At 45.9% G+C, this 25,144-nt stretch carries 26 protein-coding genes; 4 read left to right on the forward strand and 22 right to left on the reverse strand.

The features are described 5' to 3' along the window. Positions 1–147: 147 nt before the first annotated feature. The 11 genes from ribBA to vcdP form a co-directional block, all read right to left on the reverse strand. Complete coding sequence (gene ribBA, locus BLS03_RS17495; RefSeq protein ID WP_093276900.1) at positions 148–1,260, reverse strand: bifunctional 3,4-dihydroxy-2-butanone-4-phosphate synthase/GTP cyclohydrolase II; 1,113 nt, start codon at positions 1,258–1,260, stop codon at positions 148–150. 52 nt (positions 1,261–1,312) lie between these two features. Beyond that, complete coding sequence (locus BLS03_RS17500) at positions 1,313–1,969, reverse strand: riboflavin synthase (protein WP_093276902.1); 657 nt, start codon at positions 1,967–1,969, stop codon at positions 1,313–1,315. 7 nt (positions 1,970–1,976) lie between these two features. Beyond that, positions 1,977–3,071, reverse strand: coding sequence for a bifunctional diaminohydroxyphosphoribosylaminopyrimidine deaminase/5-amino-6-(5-phosphoribosylamino)uracil reductase RibD (gene ribD / locus BLS03_RS17505; protein WP_093276905.1), 1,095 nt, complete (start codon positions 3,069–3,071; stop codon positions 1,977–1,979). Between the two features lie 20 nt (positions 3,072–3,091). Next, positions 3,092–3,541, reverse strand: coding sequence for a transcriptional regulator NrdR (gene nrdR, locus BLS03_RS17510; protein ID WP_093276906.1), 450 nt, complete (start codon positions 3,539–3,541; stop codon positions 3,092–3,094). A gap of 124 nt (positions 3,542–3,665) precedes the next feature. Continuing rightward, positions 3,666–4,916 (reverse strand): glutamate-5-semialdehyde dehydrogenase, encoded by a 1,251-nt coding sequence (locus tag BLS03_RS17515; RefSeq protein ID WP_093276909.1) that lies wholly within the window; start codon positions 4,914–4,916, stop codon positions 3,666–3,668. A 23-nt stretch (positions 4,917–4,939) separates the two neighbouring features. Beyond that, positions 4,940–6,073 carry a glutamate 5-kinase gene (gene proB / locus BLS03_RS17520; RefSeq protein ID WP_093276911.1) on the reverse strand — a complete coding sequence of 378 codons (1,134 nt, stop codon included), beginning with the start codon at positions 6,071–6,073 and terminating at the stop codon, positions 4,940–4,942. Positions 6,074–6,203: 130 nt separating this feature from the next. Next, complete coding sequence (gene crl, locus BLS03_RS17525; RefSeq protein WP_093276913.1) at positions 6,204–6,593, reverse strand: sigma factor-binding protein Crl; 390 nt, start codon at positions 6,591–6,593, stop codon at positions 6,204–6,206. A gap of 102 nt (positions 6,594–6,695) precedes the next feature. Then, positions 6,696–7,943, reverse strand: coding sequence for an esterase FrsA (gene frsA / locus BLS03_RS17530; protein ID WP_093276916.1), 1,248 nt, complete (start codon positions 7,941–7,943; stop codon positions 6,696–6,698). Positions 7,944–8,047: 104 nt separating this feature from the next. Further along, entirely contained in the window at positions 8,048–8,512 is a 465-nt protein-coding gene (gene gpt / locus BLS03_RS17535) for a xanthine phosphoribosyltransferase (protein WP_093276918.1), read from the reverse strand. 64 nt (positions 8,513–8,576) lie between these two features. Beyond that, positions 8,577–9,866 (reverse strand): NCS2 family permease, encoded by a 1,290-nt coding sequence (locus BLS03_RS17540; RefSeq protein WP_093276920.1) that lies wholly within the window; start codon positions 9,864–9,866, stop codon positions 8,577–8,579. 482 nt (positions 9,867–10,348) lie between these two features. Continuing rightward, positions 10,349–10,435: a small protein VcdP gene (vcdP, locus tag BLS03_RS26280; protein ID WP_483887707.1), complete on the reverse strand. Its 87-nt coding sequence runs from the start codon at positions 10,433–10,435 to the stop codon at positions 10,349–10,351. Between the two features lie 423 nt (positions 10,436–10,858). Here vcdP and BLS03_RS17545 point away from each other — a divergent pair, with 423 nt between their 5' ends. The 4 genes from BLS03_RS17545 (at position 10,859) to BLS03_RS17560 (ending at position 14,955) form a co-directional block, all read left to right on the forward strand. Further along, positions 10,859–12,331 carry an aminoacyl-histidine dipeptidase gene (locus BLS03_RS17545; protein ID WP_093276922.1) on the forward strand — a complete coding sequence of 491 codons (1,473 nt, stop codon included), beginning with the start codon at positions 10,859–10,861 and terminating at the stop codon, positions 12,329–12,331. A gap of 224 nt (positions 12,332–12,555) precedes the next feature. Then, positions 12,556–12,999 carry an ATP-dependent zinc protease family protein gene (locus BLS03_RS17550; RefSeq protein WP_093276925.1) on the forward strand — a complete coding sequence of 148 codons (444 nt, stop codon included), beginning with the start codon at positions 12,556–12,558 and terminating at the stop codon, positions 12,997–12,999. Then, positions 12,996–13,901, forward strand: coding sequence for a 30S ribosomal protein S6--L-glutamate ligase (rimK, locus tag BLS03_RS17555; protein ID WP_093276926.1), 906 nt, complete (start codon positions 12,996–12,998; stop codon positions 13,899–13,901). Before BLS03_RS17550 ends, rimK begins: the two co-directional genes overlap by 4 nt. Continuing rightward, positions 13,861–14,955 carry a succinylglutamate desuccinylase/aspartoacylase family protein gene (locus tag BLS03_RS17560; protein WP_093276929.1) on the forward strand — a complete coding sequence of 365 codons (1,095 nt, stop codon included), beginning with the start codon at positions 13,861–13,863 and terminating at the stop codon, positions 14,953–14,955. The genes rimK and BLS03_RS17560 overlap by 41 nt, the downstream gene beginning before the upstream one ends. Positions 14,956–15,016: 61 nt before the next feature. Here BLS03_RS17560 and BLS03_RS17565 read toward each other — a convergent pair whose 3' ends face one another. The 11 genes from BLS03_RS17565 to BLS03_RS17615 all read right to left on the reverse strand — a co-directional run bounded on the left by BLS03_RS17565 (position 15,017) and on the right by BLS03_RS17615 (position 25,144). After that, positions 15,017–16,378 carry a sodium-dependent transporter gene (locus tag BLS03_RS17565; protein WP_093276932.1) on the reverse strand — a complete coding sequence of 454 codons (1,362 nt, stop codon included), beginning with the start codon at positions 16,376–16,378 and terminating at the stop codon, positions 15,017–15,019. A gap of 234 nt (positions 16,379–16,612) precedes the next feature. Further along, positions 16,613–17,359, reverse strand: a complete 747-nt coding sequence (locus BLS03_RS17570) for a YggN family protein (RefSeq protein WP_093276934.1) — start codon at positions 17,357–17,359, stop codon at positions 16,613–16,615. Between the two features lie 105 nt (positions 17,360–17,464). Next, on the reverse strand, positions 17,465–17,941 hold the full coding sequence (locus BLS03_RS17575; protein WP_093277001.1) for a transcription elongation factor: 477 nt from the start codon (positions 17,939–17,941) through the stop codon (positions 17,465–17,467). A gap of 16 nt (positions 17,942–17,957) precedes the next feature. After that, positions 17,958–19,031: a DNA polymerase IV gene (gene dinB / locus BLS03_RS17580; protein WP_093276936.1), complete on the reverse strand. Its 1,074-nt coding sequence runs from the start codon at positions 19,029–19,031 to the stop codon at positions 17,958–17,960. 189 nt (positions 19,032–19,220) lie between these two features. After that, positions 19,221–19,454 carry a (Na+)-NQR maturation NqrM gene (gene nqrM, locus BLS03_RS17585; RefSeq protein ID WP_093276938.1) on the reverse strand — a complete coding sequence of 78 codons (234 nt, stop codon included), beginning with the start codon at positions 19,452–19,454 and terminating at the stop codon, positions 19,221–19,223. Between the two features lie 36 nt (positions 19,455–19,490). Further along, positions 19,491–20,495: an FAD:protein FMN transferase gene (locus BLS03_RS17590; RefSeq protein ID WP_093277005.1), complete on the reverse strand. Its 1,005-nt coding sequence runs from the start codon at positions 20,493–20,495 to the stop codon at positions 19,491–19,493. A gap of 135 nt (positions 20,496–20,630) precedes the next feature. Continuing rightward, positions 20,631–21,854, reverse strand: a complete 1,224-nt coding sequence (gene nqrF, locus BLS03_RS17595) for an NADH:ubiquinone reductase (Na(+)-transporting) subunit F (RefSeq protein WP_093276941.1) — start codon at positions 21,852–21,854, stop codon at positions 20,631–20,633. A 33-nt stretch (positions 21,855–21,887) separates the two neighbouring features. Then, positions 21,888–22,484 (reverse strand): NADH:ubiquinone reductase (Na(+)-transporting) subunit E, encoded by a 597-nt coding sequence (gene nqrE / locus BLS03_RS17600; RefSeq protein WP_093276944.1) that lies wholly within the window; start codon positions 22,482–22,484, stop codon positions 21,888–21,890. Between the two features lie 8 nt (positions 22,485–22,492). Beyond that, entirely contained in the window at positions 22,493–23,125 is a 633-nt protein-coding gene (locus tag BLS03_RS17605; RefSeq protein ID WP_093276945.1) for an NADH:ubiquinone reductase (Na(+)-transporting) subunit D, read from the reverse strand. Continuing rightward, on the reverse strand, positions 23,125–23,910 hold the full coding sequence (locus BLS03_RS17610; protein WP_093276948.1) for a Na(+)-translocating NADH-quinone reductase subunit C: 786 nt from the start codon (positions 23,908–23,910) through the stop codon (positions 23,125–23,127). The genes BLS03_RS17605 and BLS03_RS17610 overlap by 1 nt, the downstream gene beginning before the upstream one ends. Next, positions 23,900–25,144 carry an NADH:ubiquinone reductase (Na(+)-transporting) subunit B gene (locus BLS03_RS17615; protein ID WP_093276950.1) on the reverse strand — a complete coding sequence of 415 codons (1,245 nt, stop codon included), beginning with the start codon at positions 25,142–25,144 and terminating at the stop codon, positions 23,900–23,902. Before BLS03_RS17615 ends, BLS03_RS17610 begins: the two co-directional genes overlap by 11 nt.

Raw genomic sequence — 25,144 nt, forward strand, 5'->3', positions numbered from 1 at the left:
AAGCTTTCCTTTAACTATGTTCATCAAGTGAGAATCGCCGGATTCTAGCACAAATTTGTGAGCAATATCTAATGGTATTTGCCAATCTACAAGGCGTATACATCGGCGATTTAGAAATGGAAAAGGAAGCGCAACGCTTCCTTTCGATTATTCGCAGACGTACTCTACGACATTAAGACCAAAGCCACCAAGGGCATGGTATTTCTTGTTGGTTGACGACAATAAACGCATGTCGCTAATACCAAGATCCGCAAGAATCTGCGAGCCAACCCCAACTCGGCGTGAAGTGCCTTGTTTTTTCGCCAGTGTTGGCGCTTCACCTTTATCTTGAGCTTGGAACATTTTCACGCGGTGAATCAATAACTCGGTCGACTCTTCATTGCCCAGTACCACTAATACACCACCTTCATCACCAATACGTCGCATGGCTTTTTCTAAAGTCCAGCTACGCTCAGCGTTGCGGTCACTACGCAATAAATCGGTAAAAGTATCTTGCAGATGAACACGCACGAGCGGCGCAGTTTGGGTTTGCAGGTCACCTTTGCACATCGCGTAGTGGATCTGGTTATCGATCACATCGCGATAAGTCACTAAGTTGAATTCACCAAACTCAGTCGGCAACTTACATTCTGCAACGCGCTCAATGGTGGTTTCGGTATTGTTACGGTACTCAATTAAATCGGCAATGGTGCCGAGTTTGACATTGTGCTGCTCAGAAAAAATTTCTAAGTCTGAACGACGCGCCATGGTGCCATCTGCATTGAGAATTTCAACGATCACGCCTGCAGGCTCAAGCCCCGCTAAACGCGCTAAATCGCAGCCAGCTTCTGTGTGACCGGCGCGAGTTAATACTCCGCCATCTTGGGCGGCAAGTGGAAAAATGTGCCCTGGCTGAACCAAGTCAGACGCTTTGGCGTCTTTGGCAACTGCAGCTTGAACTGTGCGAGCGCGATCAGCAGCAGAAATGCCCGTCGTGACCCCTTCCGCCGCTTCAATAGAAACGGTGAAATTGGTCGTGTACTGGGCGTTGTTATCTTGCACCATCGGCGGCAAACCAAGACGCTCACAACGCTCTTTGGTCATGGTCAGGCAAATAAGCCCGCGGCCATGAGTGGCCATAAAGTTGATGGCTTCAGGAGTAACGCACTCCGCCGCCATGATCAAATCGCCTTCGTTTTCACGATCTTCGTCATCCATCAGAATGACCATTTTTCCTTGGCGAATATCTTCAATAATCTCTTTCGGCGTACTAATTGGCATACTAAGTTTCCTATGCTTGGAAAATCAAAATGACATCAATGCAGTGAGCTAATTAAGCAAAGCCATTTTGTTGTAAGAATTCCATCGTCAAACGCGATTGTGGCGTCGATTCCTCGCGGCGTGAATCAAGCAAATGCTCCATATAGCGAGCTAGAACATCGACTTCTAAATTGACTTTGCGACCAACCTGAAAATGGTCAATGGTGGTCTCTTGAGAGGTGTGAGGCACAATCGTCAACTTAAACGCATTTTTACGTAAATCATTCACGGTGAGACTGATACCATCGACCGTAATCGAGCCTTTTTCCGCAACGTATTTGCTGATCTCAGTGGGCATCGCAACCCAAAATTCAATCGCACGTCCAACGTGGTTGCGCTCGACAATTTCGCCGACACCGTCAACGTGTCCAGACACAATATGGCCCCCAAAACGTGTGGTCGGCAGCATGGCTTTTTCTAGATTAACCGCATCGCCAACTTTGTAGTGAGTAAACCCCGTCTTGTTCATGGTTTCTAACGACAAATCAGCGCTGTAGCTGCTATCGTTAAATTCGATAACGGTTAGGCACACGCCGTTTGTCGCGATGCTATCGCCAAGCTGCACGTCAGACATATCGAGATTGCTGGCGTCAACAGTAATGGTGATGTCTTCACCTTTCGCGGTAATGGCTTTTAAGTGCCCTACGGCTTCAATAATTCCTGTAAACATAGTGATTCTACGCGTGTTTAATAGTGGCGATAATACGAATGTCCGGCCCGACTTGGCGAACATCTTGAATGTCGAGTTGTGGAACTTGGTCCATCTGGGTAAAGCCTAAATGAGAAAACAGCCCTTTACCATCACTTCCCATCAGTTTTGGCGCCAAATATAGCACCAATTCATCCACTAACCCCTGCTTGAGCAAACTGCTGGCCAAAGTGGCTCCGGCTTCAACCCAAATATGTTGCAGGTTATGCTGTTTAGCCAGCGTGGCAAACAATGTTGGCAAACACACTTGGCCGTTAGCATCGATTGGCGCTTCAAGCTGACCTTGGCAACCAACTTGGAGAATATCACCATCGGAATGAAACAGCTTGAGCTCAGGGGTCAGCAGGCCGCGGCGGTCGAGAATTACCCGCAGCGGTTGGCGCAAGTCAGATTCAGAATATTCACTTTGAATGCTCTTTGGCAGCTCGTTCCAACGTACGCTGAGCGAGGCGTTATCGTCAATGACGGTTTTCTGCGTTGAAAGAATCGCACCGCTTTGAGCGCGAAATTGCTGCACATCTTGTCGAGCCTGTGGGGAGGTGATCCACTGGCTTTTGCCATTCGCGAGCGCGGTTTGCCCATCCAAACTGGCGGCCATCTTAAGCTGAACAAATGGCATTCCACTTGCCATACGTTTGAAAAAACCGCGATTTAGCTGATATGCCTGCGGCTCTAGAACGCCAACTTCTACTTCGATACCCGCCTCTCGCAGCATTTGAATACCTTTACCTGCGACTTGTGGATTCGGATCTTGCATCGCACACACAACTTTGGCGACCTTGGCATCGATTAAGCCTTTGGCGCACGGTGGGGTTCGGCCATAATGAGAGCAAGGTTCAAGAGTGACATACGCAGTGGCACCTTGCGCGTTTTCACCCGCCATTCTAAGCGCATGAACTTCAGCATGAGGCTCTCCAGCGCGAAAATGATAACCTTCACCGACGATTTGATTACCTTGAACAATCACACACCCCACATTGGGGTTTGGCGCAGTAGTGAAACGGCCCTTGTTCGCCAGTTTCAGCGCGTAAGCCATCATTTCAAAATCAAAGCGTGTTGCCATCGAAAGCGCTCAATCCTTAACTAATCTTCAAGCTTGGCAATCTCTTCGCCAAACTCACGAATATCTTCAAAACTGCGGTAAACCGAAGCAAAACGAATGTAGGCAACTTTGTCCAACTCTTTAAGCTGGTCCATCACCAAGTTACCAATCATTTTACTCGGCACTTCACGTTCACCCGTGGCTCGTAGCTGCGATTTGATCATACTGATAGCCAGTTCGATGGCATCGGCGCTGACCGGGCGTTTTTCTAGCGCGCGCTGAATACCGCCAGCCATTTTATCTTCATCAAACGGTTCGCGATTGCCATTCGACTTAATGACTTTTGGCATCACCAACTCTGCGGTTTCAAACGTGGTAAAACGTTCATTACACGCCAAACATTGACGCCTACGGCGTACTTGATGACCGTCAGCGACCAAGCGTGAGTCGATCACTTTGGTATCATTTTCAGAACAAAAAGGACAATGCATATCACCTCCACATGATGCAAAAGCCTGTTTTCACAAGGCGCAACTAGTTTACCGGAATTGAGAATGCGAAGAAAAGAAAAAGGGGCTATTCGCCCCTTTTTCGCTCAATCATGCGATGTTTTTGTTAACTACGCGACAAGTAATCCGCTTTACCAACCCATTTATAACTGGTTAATTCTTCAAGCCCCATCGGGCCGCGCGCATGAAGTTTTTGCGTCGATACCGCAACTTCCGCCCCCAAACCAAATTGTGCGCCATCGGTAAAACGCGTCGATGCATTAACATACACAGCGGCAGAACCCACCGAGTTAATAAAACGCTCCGCACTGAGTAGATCGTTAGTCATGATCGCATCGGAATGGCTAGCGTTGTGTACTTGCATGTGCTCAAGCGCTTGGTCAATGCCTGCCACCACTTTGACGCCCAACGTATAACTTAGCCACTCAGTATCAAAATCCCCGGCTTTCGCTTGTTGCAGCTGCTTAGCCTGAGCCAAATATTCCATGGCGTTATCGGCGGCCACAAAGCTCACCTTGTCATTGAGGCGCTCAACCAGCAGTGGCAGAAACTCTGCCGCTACATCTTGATGGACTAATAGCGTATCCAATGAGTTACATGCCGAAGGACGCTGAGTTTTGGCGTTCTCAACCACATCGACAGACTTAGCGAGATCTGCACTTTGGTCGACAAAAATATGGCTAATCCCAAAACCACCGATGATTACAGGAATGGTGCTGTTTTCTTTGCACATTTTATGCAAACCCGCGCCACCGCGCGGAATGATCATATCGACGTACTCATCGAGCTTGAGTAGTTGGCTAACAAGTTCACGATCGGGCTTTTCAATGTACTGAACGCAGGCGGCTGGCAAATCGGCTTTCGCCAGTGCATTTTGAATCACTTTGACCAGTTCCATATTGGAATAAAAGGTCTCTTTACCGCCGCGTAAAATACTGGCATTGCCGGTTTTCAAACACAGTGCCGCGATATCAATGGTCACGTTAGGACGCGCTTCGTAAATCACACCAACCACGCCAAGTGGTACTCGGCGACGCGCCAAAGACATACCGTTTTCCAGTACTTTATGATCGATTTCACTGCCAACTGGGTCGTTAAGACTGATCACATTACGCACATCGCCAGCGATCGCCGCAAGGCGAGACTCATTCAGTAGCAGACGATCAAGCAATGCTTCACTGAGCCCTGCTTGGCGCCCCAGTTCGATGTCTTTTTTGTTGGCGTCCAATATATCTGCCGCATTGGCTTCTAACTCATCGGCAATCAGTGATAGCGCTAAATTTTTCTGTCTGGTTGATGCAGTAGCAAGAGTAAAAGCCGCTTGTTTGGCCGCTTTGCCCATGGTTGTTAAATCCACAATCCTTCCCTCTTTTATCGTTATTATTCTTGGATGACGACCATATCGTCGCGGTGAATCACTTCTGAGCCGTAGTCGTAGCCCAAAATCGCTTGAATATCTTTACTGTGTTTACCAATAATTTTTCCCAGATCATGGCTGGAATAAGCAGAAATGCCGCGTGCAATCAAATGACCGTCAGAGTCACAGACACGCACAACCTCACCACGAGCGAACTTGCCGCGAGTCTCCAATACGCCTTTAGCCAGTAAACTGCTGCCTTTTGCCACCACCGCTTTAACCGCGCCAGCATCGATAACAAGATCTCCTGATGCCGAAGGGCCCGCTAAAATCCAGCGTTTACGATTTTCAAGAGCCTCGGTACACGGCAGAAATTTGGTGCCATTTGGCGTATCACTCAAGGCATCAACAATCACATTTGGCGCGCTGCCTGCAGCAATCATCACTTCAATACCCGCTCGGCGCGCGATGTCTGCCGCTTGCAGTTTAGTCGCCATACCACCGGTACCTAATGTCGTACCGCTGCCGCCAGCAATTTGTCGTAAAGTGTCGTCAATGGTGGTGACTTCTTTGATCAGTTCGGCATTCGGGTCTTTGCGTGGATCGGCAGTAAACAGACCTTTTTGGTCAGTTAAAAGCAGCAGCTTATCCGCGCCACATAAAATGCCCACCAAAGCCGATAAATTATCATTGTCACCGACTTTGATTTCATTAGTCGCTACGGCATCATTTTCATTCACAACAGGAATGATGTCGTTGTCGACCAACGCATTGATGCTGTCGCGCGCATTCAAAAAGCGCTCGCGATCTTCAAGGTCTGCACGAGTTAATAGCATTTGACCAATTTTGATGCCGTAAATCGCAAACAGCGACTCCCAAACTTGAATCAACTGGCTTTGACCAACAGCGGCAAGTAACTGCTTACTGGCAACGGAATTGGGCAATGCGGGGTAACCTAAGTGCTCTCGCCCAGCTGCAATCGCGCCTGACGAGACTAACACCACAGAGTGGCCTAATTTTTGTAACACAGCACATTGGCGTGCAAGCTCAACCATATGAGCTTTATTCAGAGCCAAAGTCCCACCGGTTAACACACTGGTTCCTAACTTCACAACCACGATTTGCGACTGTGAGTTTTTTCCGCTTTTTTGATTCATGTTCGAGATAACAATATTGAAATAATAGATGGGTAAGAGCTGATGTTTTATCAATCAAACGAGGAATTAACAAGAAGAAAAGGTGCGTAAACGCACCTTTTTCATTATCGACAAGATTCACTAACCAAAATTAAACAAATTCAAATGAATCCTGATGAAGTCCAACACTCGTTTCAAACTTTTCTTGTAGTGTCTGTACAAGCTTGTTGTGAAACGCTTCTTGAGTCCGTTTGACCTCTTTTAACGCTTTTGCCGAAATATCGCAGGGTTCCCAATCCCCGACATCGTTGTACAAGCCGATATGATATTTGGCGATACAGTGTGTCCCTTGTTGCTCTAGTTCCAACCACCAGCCCCAGAACTCTCGCTCTTCCGGTGATTTTTTATCATTCACACACACGGACAAGCAATCAAATAGATAGAACCCTTCCTGGCATTGAGCCTCACGCAGATAAGGCCCAATCGCACGCAATGTTGATAACAAGCGATAATGAGTGGGCGGTTTGATTATCTCTGACATATTGACTCTCCATTTCGAATGTTAAGAATGACAATTATTATTATTTATCAGAAAGTTATTCACACCTTCTATATATCACTCTTGACTAATTTAGGAGATTTGTCATCTAAATAGCTCGTCCTCTAGCCACTTTATCGCTAAATCGAGGGATTGCTCATATCCTTTTGTAATCGATTGAGAACTGATTTTCTTTGCTTGACCGTGCTCACTAAACAATGCAACAAGTTGATTGTCTGAATAAGGAGATATCGCGTCACCTTCAAGACTCAATGATAAAATCGGCACTTTGGTGCGACGCCCAGATAAAAAGCCCTGCACTTTCAAAGACCAAGCAACCAACTGACCTGCTAGGCTATCGATATCCACCACATTCTTGTTTAAGCGATTGGCCAAAATGTCGAGATACATCTTACTCATCTGCTTGAGCTTGTTTGGCGATGACAATACATCATGAATCGGCGCACCTAGCGATACACACGCTTTGATTTTCTCTTGCTCAAGAAAAGACAGCCGAACCATGGCGTTACCACCAAACCGAAAACCGACTAAACCGACGCGATGGTGGTCCACCCAAGGTAGTTTAGGTAATTCATTCAGCACGGCTTGGTGCAGGCATGAAGTATCTTCGCCCAGCGGCCAATGATTGCTATGGCCTAACGCTGGCATATCGACGGTGAGCATTGCAATATCGCGAGACGCTAAGTGATCGCGAAACAAACGCCACATATCGGTTTGCAAGCTATCCAATCCTGCACTGACGATCACCACGGGCTTAGGTTTGTCAGTGTTGACCAGATGCAAATTGGCAATGATTTTTTTATTTTTGTACGGCACTTCAATTTGCTTAATCACATACTTAGTCTTTTTGGCCGCTTGAGCATAAGCATTATTAGCCAAAGATTGCGCTTGAATCGCCAAGTTATCGTTTTTCAGATGTGGGTAGCCTGCGATACTAAAGCACAGCGAGGCGGTAAATAGCTCGTCAGCGGCCTCCTCATCTTGCAAATCATCGGCTTTTCTTTGGTGCTCCATACCCAACTTGGTCCACTCATACGCCCAGTTACCACTGTGGTAACCCATTACGGTATCGAGTAATTGATCATGAGTGCGGGAGTGTTGTGAAGACGCAATCTTGGCAAGTACATCTTCTTGCTCAATAGGGTCAATGCCTTGCCATGCCCATTGCAGCCGTCTTACATTTCGATACCAATGTCGCCCTTCCTCCGCCTGCTTTTTCTCCAATGCGGCCATGCTACTTGGCATGTATTGGGTGAGTGCGGACGTTTCTTTCGCTTGTTTGTGTTTCACAAACAGTGTCTCGGAAAGATTTTTGCTGATTGGGTCTGACATTTGTTGGCCTTAGAGGGATGAAGAATGACTTTATAGTAATAAAAAAAATGACCCGATACAGGGTCATTTTTAAAAAACTAAGCTTTTGAAAACGCTTGATTGAATTATTTGCGTTTGCGGTTTACCGGTTCAACGAACTGAACGGTCATATCCCATGGCTGTTCAATCCAAGTGTCTTGAGCGATATCAACAATATACTCGTCAACTAACTCACGACCGGCAGGCTTTGCACATACAGTAACGAACTTAGCTTTTGGATACATTTCGCGAATTTTACGCGCGGTATCGCCACTGTCGACCAAATCATCGACCACTAAGAAACCTTCACCATCATGCTCTGGTGCTTTTAAAACGTTCATGTCACGTTGATGATCATGATCGTAGCTTGAAATACAAACGGTATCGACAAAACGAATGCCAAGTTCACGGGCAAGAATAGCTGCCGGAACCAAACCACCGCGACTTACACCAAGAATTCCTTTCCACTGTTCAGCTGGCATTTGCTTCTCAGCAAGCTGACGACAGTAAGTCTGCATATTGTCCCAAGTAATAACGAATTTATTGCTCATTGTATTAACCTAATTCAAAACATTTTCAGCTTGGCGACGCAGCGACGCCAAGCTCTTTGAGCGCTTACGCGAAAATTAGTTTCGCTACAAAAATAGCAGACATCACCCAAACACTTGCTGAGATTTCGCGACCTTTACCACTTAATACCTTAATTGCAGTATAAGAGATAAAGCCAAGCACGATCCCTTCTGCAATCGAGTAAGTCAACGGCATTAGTAAGCAAGTTACAACAACAGGTGCCGCTTCAGTCAGATCATGCCAATCGATGTTAACCAATCCTGAAAGCATCAGAATGGCTACGTAGAATAGCGCACCTGCAGTTGCATATGCCGGGATCATACCAGCTAATGGCGAGAAAAACAGGGCAAGTAGGAACAAAATGCCAACTACAACGGCAGTTAAACCTGTACGGCCACCAGCAGCAACACCAGCGGTACTTTCTACATAAGAAGTGGTGTTAGAAGTACCAAGTAGAGCGCCAATAGAAGTCGCGGTAGAGTCTGCAAGTAGTGCTTTGTTCAAACGAGGAATCTTACCATCTTCACCGATAAGGTCCGCTTTTTGTGCCACACCCACTAACGTACCTGCAGTATCGAATAGATCGACAAACAGGAACGCAAAGACTACTGAAATCATGCCGACTTCAAAGATGTGTGAGAAATCCAGTTTAAGGAAGGTTGGAGCCATGCTTGGTGGCATTGACATAACGCCGTGCCATTGCACATCACCAAAAATAATACCTAGAACCGTTGTCGCCAAGATCGCGATCATTACCGCCCCCGTTACACCACGGTAAACCAACGCGATAGTCAGGAAGAAACCTACAGCAGCCAGAATGGTTGGCAGAGATGTAAAGTCACCAACCGAAACCAGTGTTGCTGGGTTATCAACAACGATTTGTGCATTTTGCAGCGCGATGAATGCCAAAAACAGACCAATACCTGCAGAGATACCAGTTCTTAATGACATCGGGATTGAGTTGATGATCCATTCACGAATCTTAAATAGACTCAGCAGAATGAATAACACACCAGAAACAAATACGGCTGCCAAAGCAACTTGCCATGTATACCCCATACCGAGAACAACAGAATAGGTAAAGAAGGCGTTTAAGCCCATGCCCGGCGCTTGTGCAATTGGATAATTCGCCACCACACCCATGATGAAACAGCCAACAGCTGCCGCCAAACAGGTGGCCACAAATACAGAGCCTTCATCCATACCTGTCGCTGACAAAATAGAAGGGTTTACAAAAATGATGTAAGCCATCGTCAGGAAAGTGGTGATGCCGGCAATAATCTCAGTTTTAACAGTAGTTTTATGTTCACTGAGCTTAAACAGCTTTTCGAGCATAATTAAATCCTATAAAGGTAAAGAGTAAACGGTTGCGTAAACGATTGGCGGCGATTATAAAGTTAACAAATACTAAATTCCAGATAGAATTAAGACTCTAATCCATTTTTCCTAGAAACAGACTGACCAGTTGAACAGTAATAAAATAACAAAATCAGAATAAAACGTTATTATTCAGCGGTATAAATAGAAACCTAACTCATACTTTTGATGGGTATTTTTTAATCAGTCAGACGATTTTGTTAGCTAGAATATGCCGAATAAGCGCGATATAGTATGAAATAACAAGCATAAAAATCGAGTTAGCATGGGCAATTGGCGTGCGACAAAATATTATGCAATTTTGTCGATTTGAAAGGCGTAAAATAAAAAAACGCCACTCAATTTGAGTGGCGGCAGAATTATGTCAGCTTGGTAATGCTGTAGTAAAATTCCAATTATAGGGGTGAACAAACTGTTCGAGTAACAAGTATTGGTCGGTCTTAGTAACCAAAACTTGTTGGGTATGCAAAGTTGCTGGTATAGACTGAACGACTAACCCAAAACTCTGCACTTGATAAACCTTTCATAACTATCACCTTTCTCTGTTAACACATGTTAATAACAGGTCTCAGTTCCCTGGAGGCGACAAATCGGGCTCATCCAATGAGCAGTTGTTTTGCTTTACTAGAAGCTGGTTATAAATATACCACCAAGAAATTTAATTACAACAATAAAAGTGACCCGAATCACATAAAATAATATTACGCACTCAATTCCAGACTATTCCGTAATTTAATTACAGTTTTATTAACACGGTGACGTAGGGCTTTTCCGAGTTGGTATTGCGCTGTACGGTTTTAGCGTACCCTAGCAAGCCCTCTGACTACTCACTGGTCAGCACAAATGATATGCTAACGGTTCTTTGACCAGGCCTAAGACGACAAAGAATTTACCCCTTGTCATCTAGCGTTTCATTTTTACCTGGTATTTCTAGTACTAAGGAGTCACCCGTGTCTGAATTCCACTCTGAGATCAGCAATTTATCTCCCGCTCTCGTTTGGCAGTTTTTTGATAAGATCTGTTCTATCCCTCACCCTTCGAAACATGAAGAAGCCCTAGCAACCTATATTGTTGAGTGGGCGACCAACCAAGGCCTTGAAGTGCGTCGTGATCCAACCGGTAATGTGATCATCAAAAAACCAGCGACCGAAGGCATGGAGCATAAAAAAGCGGTGGTACTTCAAGCACACATCGATATGGTGCCGCAAAAAAACGAAGACACCGAGCACGACTTCACTAAAGATCCGATTCAACCTTATATTGATGGAGAATGGGTCACCGCGAAAGGCACAACGCTTGGTGCTGACAATGGCATGGGCATGGCTTCTTGCCTCGCCGTTCTGGCCTCAAATGACATCAAACATGGCCCGCTTGAAGTCCTACTCACTGTCGATGAAGAAGCAGGCATGTCTGGCGCATTTGGGCTTGAAGCCGGCTGGTTAGAAGGTGAGATTCTACTGAATACCGATTCCGAACAAGAAGGCGAAGTTTACATGGGCTGCGCTGGCGGTGTTGATGGCGAAATCACCTTCCCTATCGAGCGTGAAGCCAAACCAGAGCAATTCGAAACTCGTAAACTGGTGATTAAAGGCCTGAAAGGCGGTCACTCTGGTGTTGATATTCACACTGGCCGCGCGAATGCCAACAAACTGATGGCTCGTTTTCTTGCTCAGCACGCTAAAGCGCTCGACCTTCGCTTAATTGAATTTCGTGGTGGTACTTTGCGTAACGCGATTCCTCGAGAAGCGTTTGTCACTGTTGCGCTACCAGCAAAGAATCTTGAACAGCTTAACAGCGTATTTGAAAGCTACACTGAACTGCTGAAAACCGAACTTACTGCGATTGAAACCAACCTAGTGTCTTTTAATGAAGCAGTAGATAGCCAAGAGCAACTGTTTTCAGCGCCATCTCAGCAACGTTTTATCGCCGCACTCAACGCTTGTCCTAACGGCGTGATTCGTATGAGTGATGATATCGAAGGCGTAGTTGAAACGTCACTGAATGTCGGTGTTATCAGCACAGAAGAAAATGCCGTAAAAGTGTTGTGCCTGGTTCGCTCACTGATCGACTCTGGCCGTGACCAAGTGGAAGGCATTTTGAGTTCTGTTGCTGAGCTAGCAAGCGCAAGCATCGCTTTCTCAGGCGCCTACCCAGGTTGGAAACCAGACCCAGATTCAGAAATCATGCATATCTTCCGTGACATGTATGAAGGGATCTATGGCCATAAACCTAATATTATGGTGATCCACGCCGGCCTTGAGTGTGGTCTGTTTAAAAAACCTTACCCGAACATGGATATGGTCTCGTTCGGTCCAACCATCAAATTCCCCCACTCACCGGATGAAAAAGTCAAAATTGACACCGTGGCGCTGTTCTGGGAACAGATGATTGCTCTGTTGGAAAACATTCCAGCCAAAGCTTAAGCTTAAAATTAAAAAGCCAGCAGATTTGCTGGCTTTTTAATCGCTTACGATAGATTTTATTTGTCATGACGGATAAAATTTATCGTTGGTCACTCTTGGTTCATGTTGCTAGATTTCGCCCTCTCTGGCGCTCCACCGAGCACTTCCTCTCCAGAGACGCCTAACCTTGTTATAAAGATGTCCTATCCTTGGGTATCTAACACTCAAACTATGTTGTGATAACCATGAATGAAAAAATGCTTGTCGGCTGGCGAGAAAATTTTAGTTTGCCTACTTTGGGTATTCAAAAAATCAAAGCCAAGATCGACACTGGAGCGCGAACATCTTGTTTACATGCGTTCAAAATTGAAACATTTAACAAAAATAATGAATTATGGGTGCGTTTCTGGATTCATCCAAGGCAACATGACATTGACTATGAGCAAGTCTGTGAAGCTTTAGTTATTGATGAGCGCAGTGTCAGAGATTCCGGTGGTCATGAAGAGATACGTTATGTCATTCAAACTGACCTACGACTTGGCGACCAGCAATGGCCTGCAGAAGTCACACTGACTAACCGAGAAAATATGGCATTTCGCATGCTGCTAGGACGAACAGCAATGCATCACCGTCTTATTGTTGATCCCGTCCAATCATTTTTAATTCCCTTTGAGGAGCCTAAATCATGAAAATTGCTATTCTGTCACGCAACGCAAGTCTGTATTCGACCAAGCGTTTGATCGAAGCGAGCAAAAACCGCGGACACGAAGTCAAAGTGATTGATGCGTTGCGTTGTTACATGAATATCAATTCTGAGTCGCCTGAGATTCATTATAAGGGTGAACAACTCTCTGGCTTTGATGCGGTCATTCCACGCATCGGTGCGTCAGTGACATTTTACGGTACTGCTGTTTTACGTCAGTTTGAGATGATGGGCATATACCCAGTCAACGAATCGGTCGCGATTACACGTTCACGTGATAAACTTCGCTCTATGCAACTTCTTTCACGCAAAGGCATCGGCATGCCGATTACTGGTTTTGCCAGCAAGCCTGACGACGTAAAAGATTTGTTAGATATGGTTGGCGGCGCTCCAGTGGTTATCAAGTTGCTGGAAGGCACTCAAGGCATTGGCGTTGTTCTTGCGGAAACTCGCAAAGCGGCTGAGAGCGTGATCGAAGCTTTTATGGGATTAAAAGCAAACATCATGGTTCAAGAGTATATTAAAGAAGCTAACGGCGCAGACATTCGTTGTTTTGTTATCGGCGATCGCGTAATTGCCGCGATGAAACGCCAAGGCGCCGAAGGTGAATTTCGCTCCAACTTGCACCGTGGTGGTTCGGCTTCTTTAGTTAGAATTACTCCTGAGGAACGCCGCACAGCTGTCACCGCAGCTAAAATTATGGGGCTTAACGTAGCAGGTGTTGACCTATTGCGTTCGGCACGTGGCCCACTAGTGATGGAAGTAAACTCATCACCAGGCCTTGAAGGTATTGAGCTTGCCACCGGAAAAGATATTGCCGGTATGATCGTGGAGTTTATTGAAAAGAATGCAGCCAGCAAAAACACCAAGACGCGCGGTAAAGGCTAAACGCAATAAAGCGTTTTCGTTTTTAGGCGAAGAAATCGCTCCCGGTGAGCATAAAGCCCTGCAAATGGAGGCGGCGAAGCTCTATACCCATTCGCCGCTATCAATACCAATTGAAATCATTAATGGTATTAACGAAGGTCCGGTGTTGATGGTCAATGCCGCGATCCATGGTGATGAACTCAATGGCGTCGAGATCGTGCGCCAATTGATCAACACCATTGACCCAACCAAACTCAAAGGTACCTTGATCGCCGTACCCATTGTCAACGTGTTTGGGTTTATCCATAAATCCCGCTACCTACCCGACCGCCGTGACCTAAACCGCTGTTTTCCTGGCAGTGACAATGGTTCGGTGGCATCAAGAATGGCGCACACGTTTTTCTCTCAAGTGGCATTACGGTGTGACTATATTATCGACCTGCATACCGGCGCGATTCATCGTACCAACTTACCGCAAATCCGCGCCAATTTGAGTAACCCAGAAACGTTGCGTATCGCTCAAGCGTTTGCGACACCGGTAATCATTGATGCGCCGCTGCGCGAGGGTTCACTGCGCAGTGAAGCGGAAACACACGATATTCCAGTTCTGACCTATGAAGCGGGTGAAGCGCTTAGGTTTGAACCTTTGTGTATCAACGCGGGATTTATTGGTGTCAAACGCGTCATGCAAGCCATCGGTATGCTACGTGCCAGTCGTAAAAAGATTCCAACCTCGGTAATCGCCAAATCAACCTCGTGGCTTCGCGCTGAAAGCGATGGCATTTTGCGTACCGTAGTGACTCTCGGTGATCGCGTGGTGCGCGGCCAAGTGCTGGCTTACATCAGTTCACCACTTGGCCATGGCGAAATCGCGTTAAAAGCACGTAAAGGTGGCATTGTGATTGGTCAACAAACTCTGCCGCTGGTGAATGAAGGCGATGCGGTGTTTCACTTGGCTTACTTCAAAGAAGATTATGAAGAAGTAGAGCAAATGGTGGGCGAATACATCGACGAGATCTCCGACATTGACGTTGAGCCACTCACCACCGGACAAATTACCCCACCATCGATGTAATCATCACTGACAAAAAAAGCCCGCAATCTTGCGGGCTTTTTATTGTGTATTGGATAGTCAATTAGCCAAACGATGCCCAAATGACGGTAGCCACAAGAATTGGGCAAACAAACTTCACGTAGCTTGGCCATAAACGACCAAACCAGCCAAGGGTGAAATCCGGGCAACCTTGTTCCAGTTCTTTAATTTTGGCTTGGCGATTCCATACCCAACCACCAAAGATACAAAACATCAGCGCCGCAGTCGGCTGCAGGTATTGAGTCGCAACGGTCGCGACCAAGCCAAATAATTCGCCAAAATTAAATACAATCACCACACTGACTAGCGCAATCACGCCGCCCAGTACCCAGCTGGTGAGGCTACGTTTGGTATTAAATCGCTCACTCACCAATGCCACTGGACACTCCAGCATGGAAATACTTGAAGTCAGCGCCGCGATAGTGAGCAATAAGAAGAAGATTGCGGCAAACAGCTCTCCCCACCAGCCAAGGCTGTCAAACATCAAGGGTAAAACAGTAAAGACGAGAGTATCAGAGCTTAGCAGCGAACCATCTTCGGCATAAATTTGTACGCCTTTTTGCATCGCAACAAACATCGCTGGCATCACCACTAGGCCGGCAATAAATGCGACCGCGGTATCGACGAGCGTCACGTTCATTGCCATCTTCGGCAGATTTTCTTTTTTGCTCAGGTATGAACCGTAGATCAGCATCGAACAACCACCGATGGTCAACGAGAAGAAACCTTGTCCCATTGCCGCCAGAATCAACTTACGATCCCACACCTTGGAAAAGTCAGGGACCAAGTAGTGCTTAAGCCCTTCCAACGCACCTTGCTGAGTAATAATGTAAACAAACAGCACTGCGAACAGAATAAACAGTGCAGGCATCAAGCGTGTTGACCATTTCTCGATGCCTTTTTTTACCCCGCCTTGCACAATCAACACGGTCAGAACATAGAAAATCAGTGTCCCGAGCAAATTACGCTCAACACTAAATCCTTTCAGCCATGCACTTGCGCCAGAAAGGCCAAACATATCGGCAAACGCACCGAATAAAAAGCAGATCAACCACCCTCCCACAATGCTGTAAAACGCCAATACAGCACTTGGCACACTCAGGCCAATCCAACCGACTAAACCACCAAAGGTTTTTGCCGTCGCGTTATTTGACAGTGAGCGCATACTATCAACTGGGTTCGCCTGACCGTAACGACCAATTGCCATTTCCACCACTAACATCGGAAATGCCACGATCAAGATCATGACCAAATACACCAGTAAAAAAGCGCCGCCGCCATTGCTTGCCGCTTGCGTTGGAAATCCCCAGATGTTACCTAGGCCAACGGCAGCACCGGCCGCAGAAAGAATGAAACCGAGGCGAGAACCAAAGTGCTCTCGTGTTGAATTTGTTGCTTGTGTCATACCACTCACACAGAAAAATAAACTAGCTAACTAGTACGGTATTACAAAAATAGCCAGTTCACAATCTTTAACCAATGAATATGTGGTTAATAGATTAAAAACTAGTCATATCTATGCCATAAGTGTTAGTTAGCTATCACTTTTCGCTAGGCTAATGGGAATGGTTGTGGCGCTGAATATAAAACTGAGTCTAAAACAAAAAAGAGCGCTTAACGCGCTCTTTTATCTATTCGGCTAAATGGTGAATACCGGATAACCTTTTAGCTCTGGTATTTTCTCGTGCAACTGATGCTCTTTATCCGCAATATCATCCAGCGAATCACAGAAGTCATCACCTTGCTGTTTGAGCTCTTTACCGTGCTCTTGAACGCGCTTTTCAATCCGCGCTTTTAACTCGGTCATATTGTCAGTGAGTTCAGTCAGATTCAAACCACCGTCTTTTTGCATTTTCTCCGACATCGCGGTAAATGCGCTGGTGATAAACTCTTTATTAAAAATCTCGCGTGCTTTGGCAAAATCCTCAGTCCAAGAGCTCTTCATTGAACTGAATGTATCGGCTGGCAATATCAGATCGCCGTCTTTGTAATAACGCGACTCAATGTCTTGCCAAAAAGTTTTCATTGACGCTTTTACATCGTCAAACGCGTTAGGCGCATCAATGCTCTCAGCGACGTCATCAATCAGGTCGTTGACAAACGCTAGCCCATCATCGGCAAATTGCTTCACTTTTGGCACATATTGATTGAGCTGTTCGCGGTATTCACTGATCGCAGCGCGCTGATCACTATCCAGTGGAATCGTTTCGCCGTGGATAATCAGATTATCTTGCGCATCAACGATGGCGGTATCGCCATTTTTGTGGTGAATTTCGAGCTGCTCACCATCAAGGTGCACTTCATTTTGGAGGTCCACTCGACATTGCGAGGCCCATGTTTGGCTACTCACTAACAGTAACGCGACGATGGAATACACTTTTTTCATCATTGTTCAAACCAAAAGCAGAGTCATTCTTTGACTGATTTATTCTATAACCAATAAGTTACGGCTCACCTTAGCAGAAATGAGACAACTTAAGTTAACACGAGGTCAATCTATCGCATCGATTTCGTAACAAAACGATTTTTCACCGACGATATAGATCGCTTCATCACCGATAGACTTATTAAATAATGCGGCTCCGAGCGGAGATTTCAAGGTCACCACTGTGACCATTTGCTGTTGATACTCAAATTTGAGCCCACCTGAACATGGGGCGAAAAATACCCAACTCAAGTTATCGTTATCATCAATAAGCCGAACTAAACTGCCTAATCTCACGGTTTCTGAAGCCAGATGAATGGGCAACTGCTTAAACTGAGCAATCTCTTTTTCGCACTCTTGCACTCGCATCGCCTGACCGTGAGCCAAATAGGACGCTTCCAAAGCCAGAGTATCGTATTTATGTTCAGGCACAGTTTGTTCATTCGTCGCCGCATCGATTGCGCTATGTGCTGAGGCCACAGCAACTTGATGAGCCTTGGTAAGAATTTGCAGAATCTGCTCAAGCAATTGCTGCTTGTTGATAGGTTGCTTCATAAGGTTATTGATCAAAAAAACTCAGTTGGCGGCTTTGTTGTTCGGGTTTTAGCATAACATTGAGTCCAAGTAATCGAATTTCTCGCCCTTTTTGCCTTTTTAATACATCAGCCAACAACTGCTTGAAATCCTCGAGTTCCAGTTCAGCATGACCATGCTCAATAGTGGTCAGCTGAAAGTCGGCGAATTTAACTTTAATGCCTTGTTTGATGATTTCGCGTTCAGGGTAACCACGCTCAAGCCGAGCACGTAACTCTGGAAACAACTTCTGCTCAATCACTTCCCAACACTGCTCATAGGTGGCAATGTTTTGACTAAAGGTTCTTTCAACGCCAACCGACTTTCGCTCTCGCTCGACCACCACTTGACGGTTATCAATACCGTGACTGCGTTTCCACAGCGATTCGCCCAAGCGACCAAAGCGGCGCAGCAGTTCGATGTAATTACTGTTTTTTACATCCTCACAATGAAAATATCCAGCTTGGTTGAGCTTTTCTAAACTCACTTTGCCGACCCCAGGAATTTTCTCAAGTGGCAATTTATCGACCACCGCTTGTACTTGATCCGGTGGAATGACGCATTGCCCATTGGGCTTATTAATATCCGAGGCCACTTTGGCTAAAAACTTAATCGGCGCCACTCCCGCTGATGCCGTGAGATGTAATTCTTGCCAAATATCACGCCGAATCGCCTCGGCTATTAAGGTTGCCGAACCTTGGCATAGCGTCGACTCGGTCACATCGAGATATGCCTCATCTAGTGAAAGCGGCTCAATAAGCGAAGTATAGCGAGAGAAGATTTCACGAATCTGAGCCGAGACACTTTTGTAAACCGACATTCTTCCTGGAATCACAGTGAGATTAGGACACAGCTGTAGAGCTCTAGCGGTTGGCATTGCGCTGCGCACACCGAATTCACGAGCTTGGTAGTTACAAGTGCTGATGACGCCGCGCTGCTTCTCATTTCCGCCAACTGCTAACGGAATATTTCGATACTGAGGATTATCACGCATTTCAACCGCTGCGAAAAAGCAGTCCATATCGATATGAATGATTTTGCGAATCACGTCTTGGCTCACGAGGCTATCTTTACTGTATAAAAAACCAGTATATGATATACAATAACTGCGCGAAATAGACAATACTGTTTATAAATAAGTTCTTTCTTACCCTCAGATTACACCTTGTTGCAGAATTCATCATTCAAACACAAAAAAGCCCGCGACACAGCGCGGGCTAGAGCATTATGGAGTGGCATCACAAGGCAATTACGCGATGCGATCTTTTTCCCAAGCTGCCAATTTTTCAGCACGCGCGGCTTCTCGAGCCTCACGTTTCTTACGTGCATCACAAGGTTCAGGGCAGTTACATACTTTTTCGATACCCACAGCGCCTAATCCGCCGCAGCTACCTTTGACCACTTTTTTCTGAAAGATATAACCGACTGCCATGGCAGCAATCACTATCACAAACACAGCAAAGGTAATTAGAAATGTATTCATACGACACGCTCTCTGCTTAATTAATTTAATTCTAGGCTACTTCTTGATATACGGCTTGTATGCTTCAGAAGCAATTTCTTTAAAGCCATCGTCGGTTTTAACAATCATAAATACTGGAATATTATGTTGATTCGCGACTTCAATGCCTTTCACTTCACCCAGCACCATCAAACCTGTCGCGAGGCCATCAGCCGTCATACAAGATTTATCCAGTACCGTGACAGACACGACTTTGTGAGCAATCGGATAACCGGTATCTGGGTCAATGATGTGCGAATAACGAATGCCATCACGCTCAAAGTAGTTACGATAATCACCGGAGGTGGCAATTGCCATATCCCCTGGTTCAATGATCTCTTGAATACTGCGCTCATCAACCGTTGGTTTTTCTATCGCGATACGCCATGGTACACCATCTTTATTGATACCTTTAAGGCGAATTTCACCGCCGACTTCAACCATGTAGTTTTTAATCCCTTGTGAAGCGATGTAATCCGCGACCACATCAACGCCCCACCCTTTGGCAATGGTCGATAAATCCACATACAAATGCGGTAAATCTTTGGATAGCTTATTACCTTCTACTTTTAGGTGTTGGATACCGATGTTGGCTTTACGCTCGGCAAGCTCTTGCTTGCTTGGCACCACATCTCGGCGCGCCTCTGGCCCAAAGCCCCATAGATTAACCAAGGGCCCAACCGTGACATCCAGCTTACCTAAAGTCAGCTTATTCAAACGGATGGCTTCTTTTACCACGGTCGCAGTTTGCGTAGAGACTTCGAACGGCTCTGTTCCTTGGTATTGATTAAAGCGACTTAACTCGGAGTCTTTGCGATAGGTCGACATCTGATCGTTGACCTGTTCTAGTAATCGGTCGATCTCTTGATGCAATTTGTCAGACGACGGAGCACCTTGCTCAGTTAAATATTTTACGTTGTAGGTGGTTCCCATCGTTGGACCACTTAGATGCACCTGTTCTGGCGCTTTTTCACAGCCGGCCAAAATGATCAGAGAAGCGAATGCAACAAGCCATTTTTTCACTTGCTTGACTCCCGTAGTAATGAAAAGTAGGTATAGCGATAGCCACTTTGAAATGCGCATAGCTATCGCAATACTGACTCAAAAAAGAATGGCTGACTCCGAAGAGCCAGCCATAGTATCGACCACTATGAAGGATTAACCACCAAAGTCATCGAGTAGGATGTTTTCGTCTTCAACACCAAGATCTTTAAGCATGCCGATAACCGCAGCATTCATCATTGGTGGACCACACATGTAGTACTCACAATCTTCAGGCGCTTCGTGATCCCTTAGATAGTTTTCGTACAATACGTTGTGAATAAAGCCGGTGTAACCGTCCCAATTATCTTCTGGTAGTGGATCAGACAGTGCACAGAACCACTCAAAGTTTTCGTTTTCTGCTTGCAGCATATCGAAATCTTCAACGTAGAACATTTCACGTTTAGAACGCGCACCGTACCAGAACGACATCTTACGTTTTGACTTCAAGCGCTTAAGCTGGTCAAAGATGTGCGAACGCATAGGAGCCATACCTGCACCACCACCGATGAAGACCATTTCTGCATCCGTATCTTTGGCGAAGAACTCACCAAACGGACCAGAGATAGTACACTTATCACCTGGTTTCAGTGACCAAATGTACGAAGACATTTGACCTGGTGGTACGTCTGGGTTGTTTGGCGGCGGCGTAGCGATACGCACGTTAAGCATGATGATGCCAAACTCTTCAGGGTAGTTAGCCATCGAGTATGCACGGATGATGTCTTCATCCACTTTTGACTCGTAACGGAACAAGTTGAACTTATCCCAGTCTTCACGGAATTTCTCCGGAACGTCGTAGTCAGCATACTTAATGTGGTGAGCTGGAGCTTCAATCTGAATGTAACCACCAGCACGGAAAGGTACTGATTCGCCATCTGGAATTTGCAGCTTAAGCTCTTTGATGAAGGTTGCTTTGTTATCATTAGAGATAACTTCACATTCCCACTTCTTCACACCAAAGATTTCTTCTGGCAATTCGATTTCCATGTCATTTTTCATTGCAACTTGACATGATAAACGCTCACCTTCACGTGCTTCACCTTTAGTAATATGGTCAAGCTCAGTTGGAAGGATGTCACCACCACCAGATTTAATTTTCACGCGGCACTGACCACAAGAGCCACCACCACCACAAGCAGACGATACGAAAACACCAGCGCCCGCAAGAGCACCAAGAAGCTTACCGCCTGGTTGAGTTACGATCGCTTTATCAGGATCGCCATTGATAGATATTGTAATGTCACCTGTTGGTACCAGCTTAGATTTAGCGAATAGAATCACTAAAACTAACACTAGAACAATCAGAGTAAACATCACTACACCAAGAATAATGTCCATTGACTATTCCTTTATTGTTGCGGTTTACCCGACTTACAGTTGAACACCAGAGAAAGACATAAAGCCTAACGCCATTAGACCGGCTGTGATAAAGGTAATACCTAAACCACGCAGACCCGGAGGCACGTCAGAATACTTCATTTTCTCGCGGATACCTGCAAGCGCTACGATAGCCAGCATCCAGCCTAACCCTGAACCAAAGCCATAAACGATCGATTCTCCGAAGTTGTAATCGCGTTGTACCATGAAAGATACGCCGCCGAAGATCGCACAGTTTACTGTGATCAAAGGTAAGAAGATGCCTAGGGCGTTGTACAAAGGTGGGAAGAAGCGATCCAAGATCATTTCTAGAATTTGTACAAGTGCCGCAATAACACCGATAAAGGTAATAAAGTTTAGGAAGCTCAGATCGACATCTGGGCTAATCGCACCTGGTTTTAGCACCAAGTTGTAAACTAAGTTGTTTACCGGTACAGAGATAGTCAATACCACTGTAACCGCGATACCTAGACCAAACGACGTTTTAACTTTCTTCGATACCGCTAGGAAAGTACACATCCCCAAGAAGAAAGAAAGCGCCATGTTTTCAATAAAAATCGATCTGACGAGCAGACTAATATAATGTTCCATGACTTATGTTACTCCTTCGCTTCTACTTGTTCAGGTTTGAACGTACGAATGATCCAAATCAAGAAGCCGATTAGGAAGAACGCTGAAGGCGCCAATAGCATCAGGCCGTTTGGTTGATACCAACCACCGTCTTTTACTAGCGGTAGAACTTCCATACCGAAAAGCTTGCCTGAACCAAGCAGCTCACGGAAAAAACCGACCGTAATCAGAACAAAACCGTAACCTAGACCGTTAGCAATACCATCGATGAATGACGGTACTGGCGCCGATTTCATCGCATATGCTTCTGCGCGGCCCATAACGATACAGTTAGTAATGATCAAACCTACGAATACCGAAAGCTGTTTCGAAATATCGTACAGATACGCACGTAGGATTTGGTCAACCACGATTACCAATGAAGCGATGATCGCCATTTGCACGATAATACGTACGCTGCTTGGAATGTGGTTACGGATCAAAGAAACGAAGAAGTTAGACAATGCAGTAACAAACATTACTGCTAGCGTCATAACAAACGCAGTTTCCAGTTTGGTTGTTACTGCCAATGCAGAACAAACACCAAGAACTTGAAGCGCGATTGGGTTGTTGTCCAATACTGGCGCTAAAAGGCTCTTTTTAAGACTTTTTGCACTAGACATTAGTTCAGACCTCCGTCACTAACGTGTGCTAGGAATGGGCCATAACCCAAATCACCTAACCAGAAATCAAATTGGTGCTGCACGCCGTTACTTGTCAATGTTGCGCCAGATAGTGCGTCAACACCGTGTTCAGAGCCTTCAGGAGCGCCACCTTTAACCACTTTGATTGCAGGCTTGTGATTGTCGTCATATAGCTTCTTGCCAACGAACTGAGAGCGCCATTTCGGGTTCTCAACTTCGCCGCCAAGTCCTGGAGTTTCGCCTTGCTCGTAGTAGATGATGCCGTCAACGGTATTGCCGTCGGTTTCAACTGCAACGAAAGCGTACATCATAGACCACAGACCATTACCGTGAATTGGCAAGATTAAACGGCTAACGTCGTCACCTTGTTTCACTAGGTAAACCAAACCGTAGTTAGCACGGTTAATGATTTTCGCTGGATCTTGCTCTGCGTTTAGCTTGGTTGATTCACTTGGCGTTTTTGATGCTGCACGTTGATCGTAATCAGCGGCAGATACGCCTTCAGCCGTTGCATCAACCAATTTACCGGTCGAGAAATCGACAAGCTTAGGCTCAATGAATTGCTTGTAAAGTTCTGGTACAGAGCCTTGTGCCATATCGACACCAGACACTTCCAAAATCTTCGATTGTTTATCCAATGCTGCATTGGTGACTTGCTTACTACGCAGGCCAACCGCCGCTGTTGACACGATGATTGAGCAAACCAAGCTCAAAGCGATAACAACAAACAGCGTCTTTTTAATGCTATCGTTATTACTTGCCATAGCGTGATAGTCTCCGTTTGATGTTCTTCTCAATGACAATATGGTCGAACAGTGGTGCAAATAGGTTCGAGAATAGAATCGCCAGCATCATACCCTCTGGGTAAGCTGGGTTCACAACACGAATCATGACACACATGCCACCAATCAAAATGCCATACCACCATTTACCGGTATTCGTAAACGAAGCCGATACAGGGTCTGTTGCCATGAAGAACATACCGAACGCGAAGCCACCTAGAACTAGGTGCCAGTGCCATGGCATGTTAAACATTGGGTTAGTATCAGAGCCAATCACATTGAACAGGGTTGAAACGACGATCATACCGATCATCACACCTGCGATAATGCGCCAAGACGCAATACCCATGTACACGATTAGCGCCGCACCAATTAGCAATGCCAACGTTGATACTTCACCAATAGAACCTGGAATGTTACCTAGGAAGGCATCCATCCAAGTGATTGGCGAGCCAGTCACGTTGTTGATCAAAGCACCGTTACCACCTTGCGCCCATTGGCTCAGAGCTGTTGCACCTGAGAAACCGTCAGCCGCTGTCCAAACAACATCACCAGAAATTTGCGCTGGGTATGCGAAGAACAAGAACGCACGGCCTGCCAAAGCAGGGTTTAGGAAGTTACGACCAGTACCACCAAAGATCTCTTTAGCTACAACCACACCAAAAGTAATACCTAAAGCGGCTTGCCATAGCGGTAGAGTCGGCGGAACGATCAACGCAAACAAGATTGAAGTTACGAAGAAACCTTCATTCACTTCATGCTTACGCACCATACAGAACAACACTTCCCAGAAACCACCCACAATAAATACTGTGGCGTAGATAGGTAGGAAATAAGTTGCACCAAGTAGCATCTTACTGCCCCACCCTGCGTCAGCAGAAATGGTTCCGCCAATCGCTTCGGTTAGCCAGTAGTGCCAGTTGCCATCAATAACTTGAGGCAATGCGGCGCTGGTGTGGATATGAACCAAAGCTGCAATGGCTTGACCACCAGCATTGTACATACCCCAAAACATGGCTGGGAAAACGGCCAACCAAACCATGATCATGATGCGTTTCAAATCGACGCTATCACGAACGTGTGAGCTTTTCTTTGTTACCAAGCCAGGAGTGTAGAATACTGTCGCAACAGCTTCATACAGAGCAAACCACTTTTCGTGTTTGCCGCCTGGTTCAAAATGATGCTCGACATCTTCAAGAAACTTCTTAAGGCCCAT

The organism is Vibrio xiamenensis (genome assembly GCF_900100015.1).
GTDB classification, from domain to species: Bacteria; Pseudomonadota; Gammaproteobacteria; order Enterobacterales; family Vibrionaceae; genus Vibrio; species Vibrio xiamenensis.

Coding starts and splice junctions, on each gene's coding strand:
- ribBA (WP_093276900.1), bottom strand. CDS start 1,260: ATGCCAATTAGTACGCCGAAAGAGATTATTGAAGATATTCGCCAAGGA.
- BLS03_RS17500 (WP_093276902.1), bottom strand. CDS start 1,969: ATGTTTACAGGAATTATTGAAGCCGTAGGGCACTTAAAAGCCATTACC.
- ribD (WP_093276905.1), bottom strand. CDS start 3,071: ATGGCAACACGCTTTGATTTTGAAATGATGGCTTACGCGCTGAAACTG.
- nrdR (WP_093276906.1), bottom strand. CDS start 3,541: ATGCATTGTCCTTTTTGTTCTGAAAATGATACCAAAGTGATCGACTCA.
- proB (WP_093276911.1), bottom strand. CDS start 6,073: ATGAATCAAAAAAGCGGAAAAAACTCACAGTCGCAAATCGTGGTTGTG.
- crl (WP_093276913.1), bottom strand. CDS start 6,593: ATGTCAGAGATAATCAAACCGCCCACTCATTATCGCTTGTTATCAACA.
- frsA (WP_093276916.1), bottom strand. CDS start 7,943: ATGTCAGACCCAATCAGCAAAAATCTTTCCGAGACACTGTTTGTGAAA.
- gpt (WP_093276918.1), bottom strand. CDS start 8,512: ATGAGCAATAAATTCGTTATTACTTGGGACAATATGCAGACTTACTGT.
- BLS03_RS17540 (WP_093276920.1), bottom strand. CDS start 9,866: ATGCTCGAAAAGCTGTTTAAGCTCAGTGAACATAAAACTACTGTTAAA.
- vcdP (WP_483887707.1), bottom strand. CDS start 10,435: ATGAAAGGTTTATCAAGTGCAGAGTTTTGGGTTAGTCGTTCAGTCTAT.
- BLS03_RS17550 (WP_093276925.1), top strand. CDS start 12,556: ATGAATGAAAAAATGCTTGTCGGCTGGCGAGAAAATTTTAGTTTGCCT.
- rimK (WP_093276926.1), top strand. CDS start 12,996: ATGAAAATTGCTATTCTGTCACGCAACGCAAGTCTGTATTCGACCAAG.
- BLS03_RS17560 (WP_093276929.1), top strand. CDS start 13,861: ATGCAGCCAGCAAAAACACCAAGACGCGCGGTAAAGGCTAAACGCAAT.
- BLS03_RS17565 (WP_093276932.1), bottom strand. CDS start 16,378: ATGACACAAGCAACAAATTCAACACGAGAGCACTTTGGTTCTCGCCTC.
- BLS03_RS17570 (WP_093276934.1), bottom strand. CDS start 17,359: ATGAAAAAAGTGTATTCCATCGTCGCGTTACTGTTAGTGAGTAGCCAA.
- nqrM (WP_093276938.1), bottom strand. CDS start 19,454: ATGAATACATTTCTAATTACCTTTGCTGTGTTTGTGATAGTGATTGCT.
- nqrF (WP_093276941.1), bottom strand. CDS start 21,854: ATGGACATTATTCTTGGTGTAGTGATGTTTACTCTGATTGTTCTAGTG.
- nqrE (WP_093276944.1), bottom strand. CDS start 22,484: ATGGAACATTATATTAGTCTGCTCGTCAGATCGATTTTTATTGAAAAC.
- BLS03_RS17605 (WP_093276945.1), bottom strand. CDS start 23,125: ATGTCTAGTGCAAAAAGTCTTAAAAAGAGCCTTTTAGCGCCAGTATTG.
- BLS03_RS17610 (WP_093276948.1), bottom strand. CDS start 23,910: ATGGCAAGTAATAACGATAGCATTAAAAAGACGCTGTTTGTTGTTATC.
- BLS03_RS17615 (WP_093276950.1), bottom strand. CDS start 25,144: ATGGGCCTTAAGAAGTTTCTTGAAGATGTCGAGCATCATTTTGAACCA.